Source organism: uncultured Campylobacter sp. (assembly GCF_938045535.1).
GTDB lineage: Bacteria > Campylobacterota > Campylobacteria > Campylobacterales > Campylobacteraceae > Campylobacter_B.
In genome coordinates, this window is the sequence record NZ_CALIMQ010000225.1 from 1 (window position 1) to 9081 (window position 9081).

8 protein-coding genes are annotated in these 9081 nt (G+C 44.0%); 5 read left to right on the top strand and 3 right to left on the bottom strand.

Annotation, left to right across the window (positions count from 1 at the left end; all coding sequences use genetic code 11):
* Positions 1-41: 41 nt before the first annotated feature.
* Together Q0095_RS06970 and Q0095_RS06975 are read left to right on the top strand one after the other, a co-directional pair.
* The gene (locus Q0095_RS06970; RefSeq protein WP_297882625.1) at positions 42-845 is read left to right on the top strand and encodes a transporter substrate-binding domain-containing protein; all 804 of its coding nucleotides are present in this window, start codon (positions 42-44) and stop codon (positions 843-845) included.
* A gap of 15 nt (positions 846-860) precedes the next feature.
* Positions 861-1664 carry a transporter substrate-binding domain-containing protein gene (locus Q0095_RS06975; protein WP_297882627.1) on the top strand — a complete coding sequence of 268 codons (804 nt, stop codon included), beginning with the start codon at positions 861-863 and terminating at the stop codon, positions 1662-1664.
* 222 nt (positions 1665-1886) lie between these two features.
* Here Q0095_RS06975 and Q0095_RS06980 read toward each other — a convergent pair whose 3' ends face one another.
* Positions 1887-2843 carry an AraC family transcriptional regulator gene (locus Q0095_RS06980; RefSeq protein ID WP_297882629.1) on the bottom strand — a complete coding sequence of 319 codons (957 nt, stop codon included), beginning with the start codon at positions 2841-2843 and terminating at the stop codon, positions 1887-1889.
* A gap of 109 nt (positions 2844-2952) precedes the next feature.
* Between Q0095_RS06980 and Q0095_RS06985 the strand changes: the two genes are divergently transcribed.
* The 3 genes from Q0095_RS06985 to Q0095_RS06995 are packed head-to-tail and all read left to right on the top strand — an operon-like array spanning position 2953 to position 6120.
* Positions 2953-3849: a TonB-dependent receptor plug domain-containing protein gene (locus Q0095_RS06985; protein ID WP_297882631.1), complete on the top strand. Its 897-nt coding sequence runs from the start codon at positions 2953-2955 to the stop codon at positions 3847-3849.
* A gap of 23 nt (positions 3850-3872) precedes the next feature.
* Complete coding sequence (locus Q0095_RS06990) at positions 3873-4925, top strand: TonB-dependent receptor (RefSeq protein ID WP_297882633.1); 1053 nt, start codon at positions 3873-3875, stop codon at positions 4923-4925.
* A gap of 49 nt (positions 4926-4974) precedes the next feature.
* Positions 4975-6120, top strand: a complete 1146-nt coding sequence (locus tag Q0095_RS06995; RefSeq protein WP_297882635.1) for a PepSY-associated TM helix domain-containing protein — start codon at positions 4975-4977, stop codon at positions 6118-6120.
* A 189-nt stretch (positions 6121-6309) separates the two neighbouring features.
* Here Q0095_RS06995 and Q0095_RS07000 read toward each other — a convergent pair whose 3' ends face one another.
* Positions 6310-7242 carry a D-2-hydroxyacid dehydrogenase gene (locus Q0095_RS07000; RefSeq protein WP_297882637.1) on the bottom strand — a complete coding sequence of 311 codons (933 nt, stop codon included), beginning with the start codon at positions 7240-7242 and terminating at the stop codon, positions 6310-6312.
* Between the two features lie 654 nt (positions 7243-7896).
* On the bottom strand, positions 7897-9081 hold a 1185-nt coding region (locus Q0095_RS07005), incomplete at its 5' end, for a glutathionylspermidine synthase family protein (protein WP_297882639.1).

Here is a 9081-nt window from a genome sequence, read left to right on the forward strand (position 1 = left end):
TCTATTCGCTGGCAAATTTTAGTAAAATTTAAAGGAATTTTATGAAAAAGATTATATTTGCGTTGCTAATCGCTTCGTGTTCGTTATTTGCTAACTCTTTAGCGCAAATCAAAGAAAAAGGGCTCATTCGCATTGGAGTAGACGGTTCACTGCCGCCACTTAGCGTCTCTGAGGACGGAAGATATAGCGGTTTTGAAATTTCGCTTATCGAAGAGCTCGTGAAAGAAATTTTCGGCGATAAGGGCGGCAAAATCGAATATGTCGTAACTCTAGGCAATGATCGTATCACAGCCGTGCAAGATAACAAGGTCGATTTGGATATCGCGGCGATTACGGTTACGAAAGAGCGCGAGAAGCTAGTGGATTTTTCAAACCCTTACTTTAGCGTAAATATCGGCGTGCTAACCCGTAGCGATGACAATATCAAGACAATAAGCGACCTACAGGATAAAGAAATTTTAGCAGAGCCCGGCACTACGGCTTTTGATTATTTTAATAAGGAAGGCTTTAAAGTTATCTCATGCGCTAGTTCTAGTGAATGCTTCCGTGCGCTAAAATCCGGTCACGGCAGCGGCTATGCAGACGATAATATGGTGGTTTTGGGTTATTCGGTCGTAGATCGCAAGGTAGAGGTAAATATCAAGAATTTAGGTACGTCGGACTTTTTAGCTATCGCAGTGCAAAAAGGCAACGATGACTTGCTAAACGCCTTAAACGACGGGCTTGTCAAGCTCAGCAAAAATGGCTTTTTCAAGAAAATTTTTAACGACAGCATCGATCCTTTTTACAAGGGCAAGGCTGAGAAAAAATATTTCTTGTTAGATGATCTTTATAAAATGTTTTAATTCAAAGGACAAAATATGAAAAAAATTCTACTAAGTATTTTGCTGGGTGCTGGCGCGCTTTGCGCTAATTCCCTAGCAGATATCAAGCAAGCAGACGAAATTCGCATAGGCTTGCAAGATTCCCAGCCTCCGTTTAGCTTCGATGATAACGGCACGCTAAAGGGCTTTGAGGTTGATTTGGCAAATGAGTTAGTCAAAAATCTATTCGGCAATAAAAAGATCAAAATCGACTTTATCTCCGTAGCATCTAAAGATCGCGTCCCCTCACTGGAGCAAAACAAAGTAGATCTCATCATATCCAAGCTTACCGTCACAAAAGATCGCGTTCAGAAAGTCGATTTTTCTTACCCGTATTATTCAGTGCAAATTGGCGTGCTAAGCCGTAAGGATGATAATATTTCAAGAATCGATCAGATCGCGCATAAAAAAATTCTAAGCGTTAAAGGCACAACTGCCGAGGAGCACTTCAAAAACGCGGGCTATGAGATTGCGACATGTGCCGACGCGAATGAGTGCGTCGCTAGGTTAAAGGCTGGCGAGGGTATAGGCTTTGCCGACGATAATACGGTCGTACTCGGATACGCTAGAAACGATGCCGCGCTTGATGCAAAAATCATCAACCTTGGCAAGGTAGATTATATCGCCGTCGCCCTATCTAAGGGCAATACCGAGCTACTTGATGCGGTTAATAGCAGCCTGGTAAAAATGTATAAAGCGAAATTTTTCCATAAGGCTTTTGACGAGGATATCAAGCCATACTACGGCGGTAAGATCGATAAAAAGCACTTCACACTCGATGAGGTTTATAGCCTGTTTTAAATTTAGACGTATTTAAAATTTTAAGGCGCCCTTTGACGTCCGAACATACACGCAGCTGCGATATTTGATCGCAGCTCGCTTTTGCCGCCAAGATTTCGGCGGCAATTTATAATTTAAATTCCGTATTTTTGCAGGTCCGGTTGCGATATAAAATTTTATGAGATTTTGATATGCGGTTGCGAAAGAATGTGGCTTCTAAAAGATAGTCGGTCGTGCGAAATTCTAATCCGAGTAGTAAAATCTTATATCCTTTTTCAGTTGCATCGGCAGCACGTTAAATTTAGCCCTAAAAATTTTAGAAAAATGCGATAAATTATTGTATCCGACCATTTTAGCAGCTTCGTTTACGCTGATTTGATCTAGACTTAATAGCTCTTTTGCAATTCCAAGCCGCTCATTTGTCAGCATCGCATAAATGGTCGTGCCAAAATATGCTTTAAAATCCCTTTTTAGTGCAAATTCGTTCGTAGCGCAAAGATGAGCGAGCTCTTTAATGCTAGGTGGATTTTGCATATTTTCGAGTAATATTTTCTTTGCTTTTTGAACTGTTTTTATGCGATTTTCATCAAGGCTAAGCGTATTTTGGGGCTCATTAAATTTATGAAAACTTCTATAAAGCATCTCTAAAATTTTACTTTCCATAAAAATTTCGCGTATTTTGCCGTCGTATATCGCGGCATTTTCGAGCTCTTTGAGAATAATATTTTGCACGGCGCTTGTTTTAAATTTTTTCATGCAAACGGCCTGATCTAAATTCAAATTTTTTAAAATTCCCAGCTCATTTGCAAAAGCGGTGCTAAGCGCTATGCATGAGCTTTTATAGTGTTTATTTTCAAGCTCGTGAACGCCACGCAATTTGCTTTGCATAGTTCCGAGCCAAAACTCACCTTTATTCAAAACGAATTGATCTTTATCCGATCTGAAGCAGATAGGATTTTCGCCCGTATTGAAAAATAAAAATGAATAGCGGCTGCCCCGTTCGTGGCGATGCAAAAGGAAATCTCTGCAAATTATATCGCTGCTATAATATCCTATCTCTCCGCCCGTATAAAAAGAGCTAAAGTTGAATTTTATACTTTCGCTTTCAAGCTCGGTTTTGCTATACCTGCATTGCTTGGACGGCTCAATGTCGTTAGATATTTTTTGCAAAAAATCGTCTAAACTTATCTCTTTACTCATCTTATCCCTTTAGCGTTTAAAAAAATCCTTCTACCGTTTAGTATTTCTTGATAATGCATATCTTATTATAGTAAAATGAGTTTAAATTTTAATAAGAAAAGGATCGTTTGTGCGCGCAATATATAAATTATCGCTGATCGTTGCTATAGCGACAGCCGGAATATCGAGCGAGATAGAAAAACAGGACAAAAGCGTAAATTTGGGTGAAATTACCGTAGTCAGTGCTACGGGCTATCGGCAAAATATTCAAGACGCACCCGCTTCCATCTCCGTTCTTACGCAAAAAGAGATACAAAAGCGCAACTATCAAGATATCTCCGCAATGGTAGAGGATTTGCCGAGTGCCTTTACCGCAACGCTAGGTGCTGCATCTAGAAAAGGCATAAGCCTAAGAGGTCTGTCTCAAAAATATACGAAAATTTTAATCGACGGCAAGCCCGCGACCAGCGATAGCGCTTATAAAGGATTAAGAAGTATTGGTAGCAGTCAGAATTTCTTGCCTCCCGCAAATGCGATAGAGCGCATAGAGGTCATACGCGGTCCTATGAGCTCGCTTTACGGCAGCGACGCTATGGGCGGAGTAATAAATATCATCACTAAGGGCTTTTCAAATGAGCTTAGCGGCAATGTAAACGGATACTATACTTTTGCTAAAAAATCGCAAATAAAAGGTGATTATCAAACGGGCTTTTATCTAAACGGAGCTATCGTCCCGGACGTACTAGGTATCGCACTTTACGGCAGATTTTTTGAAAAGATAGAGGATAAAGAGCCTTATGCGAATAGAAATAATGAAGAGACGAATATGGGCGCAAAACTGATGTATAACGTAACGCAAAATGATGAGGTAGCGCTTGATTATCGTAAAGTAAATAATAAATTTAGGCGTACATACGGGCGTACGCGAACAACCTCGGGAGGCAATAACGATATTGCGAAAGAGGATATGAAAGGCTATACCGCAAGCCTGTGTCTCACCAGGGAAAATACGATAAGTTTATTATAGATAGCTATGCAAATTACGATAGCATGAAAGAAAGCGGCGCCCAGGATCTGCGTCTTAGAACGACTACGCTAAATTCTAAAGGCTCATATTTTTTCGATTCAAATGCTTTGAGTTTGGGCGTGCAATACCGAAGCGAGAGATTAAACGAAGCCGCTACTACCGCAGATGAGGCAAATGTCAAAAGATGGGATTATTCGATCTACGGCGAGGATGATTTTTATCTAACTGATGATTTAACACTAACCGGTGGAATCAGATATAACCGTGATAAGGACTACGGCGGCCATATATCGCCGCGCACTTATGCCGTTTACCGTTTAAACGAAAGTTTTTCTATTAAAGGCGGCGTTTCGACAGGATATTCAACTCCGGATATTAAGCAGCGTAGCGAGGGCCTTACCCTGCCATTTGCAGGAGGCCAGGGAGCGCAGATAGGCAGAAGCTCTTTAAAGCCTGAAAGCAGCATAAGCTACGAAGGCGGGTTTTCTTACGACGATAATAATAAATTTAACTTTAGCGCTACCGTGTTTTATACCAAAATCAAAGATGGAATTTCTACCAAATTAATTTGCCGCCCAAGACCGGGAAATCCTTGCGTGCATAACGGCAAAACTTACAGGCGCGGTATTTGGGACACTATAAATGTCGGAGAAGCCGAGGTTAGGGGTCTAGAGCTAAGTAGCGATTATCAAATTTTAGATAATTTGAAGCTGCATGCAAACTACGCCTATACGAAATCCGAGCAAAAAACGGGTAGCGAGAAGGGCAAAACCTTAAATAATTTTCCAATCCATTCGGTAAAGCTAGGATTTGATTACGACGTAAGCTCCAAGCTAAACTTATGGTCGCAAATAAATTATTATAGTAGGACGCGCGATAGCCTAAGCTACGATGAGGATATCCGCTCATACACGCTTTTTGATCTGGGCGCTAGCTATAAAGTTACAAAAGACGCAAGTTTAAATTTTACGCTTTATAACATATTCAACGAATTCGTACTAACGCGCTCGGGAAATTATCAAATGATGGTTGTAGACGGGATGAAGGCGCAGGTTGGATTTAACGTGAACTTTTAAATTCGCGGCGCATAAATTTCGTCCGCGGATTTAAAATTTAAGGAAATTAATGGCGATTCTAAAAAGGAAAAAATTTTGGTTCAACGTCCATCTTGTTTTGACGCTTATATGCTGCGTGCCGATCTTAATCGTAGCCCTTAGCGGCGCTATTATCTCGTATCACGACGAGATTATAGATGCGTTAAATCAAAGCAAATCTTTCGTGAGCCCGAGCGGAAAAGATGCCCTCGAACCCACCGAAATTTTAAATATTTTCAGAAAAGTCAAGCCCGGTTTTACGCTCAGTTATTATAGAATTCCTCAAAATAAAAATGAGGCGATTAGGCTTTCCGGTACAGATCCTGGCGGCGAGTTTAAATCATATTTTATAGATCCTTATAACGGCGAAATTACTTCGGAAAACATAGGCGATACGTTTATCGGCGTAATGCTAAACCTACATACTAATCTGGGATTTGGGCTAAGCAAAAACGAAACTCTGCGGCTAATAGGCAAAAATATCGTGGCGCTTAGCACGGTTATGTTTATTTTGGCCTTAATTTCAGGCGTGGTGATTTATTATCCTAGTTTTAGAGGGAAAATTTTACGCGCATTTAGGATAAATTTTAAAGCGAGAGGTTACACGTTTTTATATAGCTTGCACGGCGCGGTCGGAGTTTTGCTGCTGCCCGTTTTACTTACGATAAGCGCTAGTGGGCTTTATTGGTCGTATGATTGGATAGCCAAAATCACCAACAGAGCGCTAGGGGAAAAGGAAATTTTTAGAAAAACGAGTTTTACCGAAGTGCGAGGATTTTCGCTTGAGGATGAAGATAAAATTTTAAATTTTCAGACGGCATTTGATATTTTTAAGCGTGAACGCGGTGAAAACTACGAATTCTTCAATATTATCGCTCAAAAAGATGGAGAAAATTTTATGATCTTTTATTTCGATAAAGGCGAAAAGAGCGAAGAGCATATGAATACGATGAGTATAAACGTTAAAAAGGGCATCTTGCGGCATGCTCGCTATGATGATGCGAAAAGCACCATGCCGCACCCGTTTGCTATACATAAAGCCGTTTTGAGCGTGCATTCGGGCTATATCTTCGGCGAGGCGGGTAAGTTCTTATTTTGCGTAGCGGCGATTTCAGTGTTATTTTTTATAGTTACGGGATTTTGGATGAGCATAAAAAGAATTTATAAGAAAAGATAAATCTACGAATTCAAAGCGGAGAGATAGCTTATCCGCGGCGTAAATTTAAAATTTTATCCGAAGCAGTATCGCTTCTTTTCAGCTAATAAAATTTTATATACAGCGCTTTAAAATACTGCGTGCAGAGTCTTTGTGGACCTTGTGCCGCATCTTGATTTTGTTAAATTTGCTCCGGCGTTTCAACCGCGCTCATTTGCCGTTCATAAAATCTCTAATATTTTGCGCGATCATCTTTATCAGCCGTTTGCGAGCCTCGACGCTCGCCCATGCGATGTGGGGCGTGATGACGACGTTGCGGCGATTTTTCACGCGCAGCAGCGGATGATCCGCCCTCATCGGCTCTGTTTGCAGCACGTCAAGCGCCGCGCGCAAGCCTCGCTCGTCCACGGCGCGAGCCAGCGCGTCCTCGTCCACGATGCCGCCGCGGCCGAAATTCATCAAGATCGCCCCCTCTTTCATCTTTGCAAGCTCTGCCTCGCCGATCAATCCCGCCGTTTTTTCATTTAGCGGGGCGTGGATCGAGACAATGTCGCAGGCTCTCAAAAGCGCGTCCAGGCTCACTCTGGCAAACTCGCCGTTGTCGTTCGCGCCGCTAGTGGAGTAGTATCTCACGTTTGCGCCGAACGCGGCGGCGATGCGGGCGACCTTTGCACCGATTTGTCCAAGCCCGATGACGCCGAATTCTTTGCCGTAAATTTCGCTGATGGGCGCGTCAATGTGGGTAAAAATTTCGCTCTCGCACCATTTGCCGCTGCTGCCGTAATCCGCGTAGTATCCGAGCGCATTGGTTAGTGCAAACAGCGACGCGAAGGTCTGCTGCACGACGCTGTTCGTCGAATAGCCCGCCACGTTTTTCACCGCGATGCCGCGAGCCTGCGCGGCATGTATGTCGATATTATTCGTGCCCGTAGCGCTGACGCAGATCAGCTTAAGCGCGGTTTGCGCCATGATCTCGTCCGTGATTAGGACTTTGTTGGTTATGGCAACGTCAGCGCCCGCTAGGCGCTGCGCAGTTTGCGCGGACTCGGTCATCTCGTAGTTTTCAAACTCGCCCAAGCTCGCGATTTCGCTAAGATCGGCATCTCCTCCCAGCGTCGCGGCATCCAAACATACGATCTTCATATTTCCCCCTTTGCGTTTTAAAATTTTAAGTCGTAACAGCGCGGCTAAATTTAGCCGCTAAATTCCGCCACGCGGTCGGAGCGCGGCACTTAAGCGGCAAAATTTTAACTCTGCAAATTTAGCTATTGCGGAAATTTGCTCTAGCGAAATTTTACTATTGCAAAATTTACTCTCGCAAAATTTTACTATTGCGAATTCTGCCCTCGCGAAATTTAACTCAGCGGCGCGCGGGGCGTTAAATTTTAAAATTCTAACTCGCATCGAAATAAGCGGTAAATTTTACCGCCGCTGAAACCTGCGTCTAAATTTGAAATTCTAATTTACGCCGAAGCGATAGATAAATTTTATCGCTGCTACCGCCGCTCGCATTTAAATTTTAAAATTTAACTCGCGCAAATCCTGCTCCGCGCAGAATTTTGGTTCACGCCAATTTGATCTGCACGGAATTTTAACTCGCACCAATTTAACCTGCTCGAAATTTTATCCGCGCAGAATTCCGATCGCGACGCTACGTTAAATTTCGCCATAGCCTCCTAGCGTTAAATTCCGCTGCCGCCGAGCGATAAATTACCGCGGCGAGGGCCTTGCCGCCAAATTTATCGCCAAAAGCCGCCGCTCTAAAATTTCTCAAATTTTATAAAATTTGCCGCGCCGCTACTTTGCATCCTCGATGTAGTGCCCCACAAATTTTGAGAGATTATTGAGTATCTCGCCGCCCTTGCGGAAGCCCAGCGCGCAGCCCTCAAAGGCGAAAAATACCCCCGCTTGGTAGCTCTGGGCGCGCTCGTCTTTGTTTAGCTCATAAAATTCCTGATATAAAAATTTCTGATTTCCGTATTCGCCGCCGTTTTCCTCTATCTTTTTGCCGTCGGCGTCGAAAATCGCCACATTAGCCCCCTCGCGCGCCAAAAACGGCTTTTTGATCATCTTTTTGCCGATGATCGGCGAAAAGGAGCTTTGCAGCAGCAGCGGGTGGTTCGGATAGAGGTCCCACAGGATTTTCATAATCCCTTTGCTTTGAAAAAGCAGCGTGTATGCGGGGTTTAGAATGATTGCCTTTTGATTTTGCACGATGTTTTTTAAGATGAGCGCGAGCTCGCCCTCCTCGATCGCGATCGCCTCCCAAGGGATGAGCTTGAACCAATACTCGTAGTTTTCGCCGTCAAAAAATACACCCTCTTCGTCGTTAAATTCCACCTCGTCCACGTAGGCAAAGCGCGTCTTAAAGCCCGCATCTTCCGCGGTCTGCTGCAAAAGCTTCGTCGTCTTTTCGTCCTCGACGTTGCCTGCGACGCTGCTAAATAGAATTTTCCACCCCTCGTAAAATTTAGAAAAATCGCTTAGCTCGCCGTCAAGCACCACGAGCCGCTTGAAATTATCGCGCAGCGCGTCGTAGAGGTCGTTGAACTGGCTCGCCTCGTCCATGCCGTTTTCTTTGAGCATCGCCCACTGGATGATCGCTGTCTCAAACACCGCCGTGGGTGTGTCGGCGTTAAATTCTATCAGCTTGATCGGCTTGCCGTCCAGCCCGCCCGCGAAATCGAAGCGCCCGTATAGGTGCCAGTGCACCTCGTTTTCCCAGCTTTGCTTGATTAGATCTACGAGGTTGAAGGGGATGCCGAGCTCGTGGAAGAGGTTGTTATCGATGACGTGCTGCGCAGCCGCGACAAACATCTCGTATAGCTCGTTTGCGGCCTCATAATACGCATCCGCCTCCACGGCGCTCACGCGTACGATCTCGTCGCTGACGTAAGGGGTCTGATCGGCGTCCGTGTGCCAGTAAAAGCCGAGCTTTTCGAGATACTCGTTGCTTAACGGCGTTATCTTTTTTAGTTGCAT

Coding starts and splice junctions, on each gene's coding strand:
- Q0095_RS06970 (WP_297882625.1), top strand. CDS start 42: ATGAAAAAGATTATATTTGCGTTGCTAATCGCTTCGTGTTCGTTATTT.
- Q0095_RS06975 (WP_297882627.1), top strand. CDS start 861: ATGAAAAAAATTCTACTAAGTATTTTGCTGGGTGCTGGCGCGCTTTGC.
- Q0095_RS06980 (WP_297882629.1), bottom strand. CDS start 2,843: ATGAGTAAAGAGATAAGTTTAGACGATTTTTTGCAAAAAATATCTAAC.
- Q0095_RS06990 (WP_297882633.1), top strand. CDS start 3,873: ATGAAAGAAAGCGGCGCCCAGGATCTGCGTCTTAGAACGACTACGCTA.
- Q0095_RS06995 (WP_297882635.1), top strand. CDS start 4,975: ATGGCGATTCTAAAAAGGAAAAAATTTTGGTTCAACGTCCATCTTGTT.
- Q0095_RS07000 (WP_297882637.1), bottom strand. CDS start 7,242: ATGAAGATCGTATGTTTGGATGCCGCGACGCTGGGAGGAGATGCCGAT.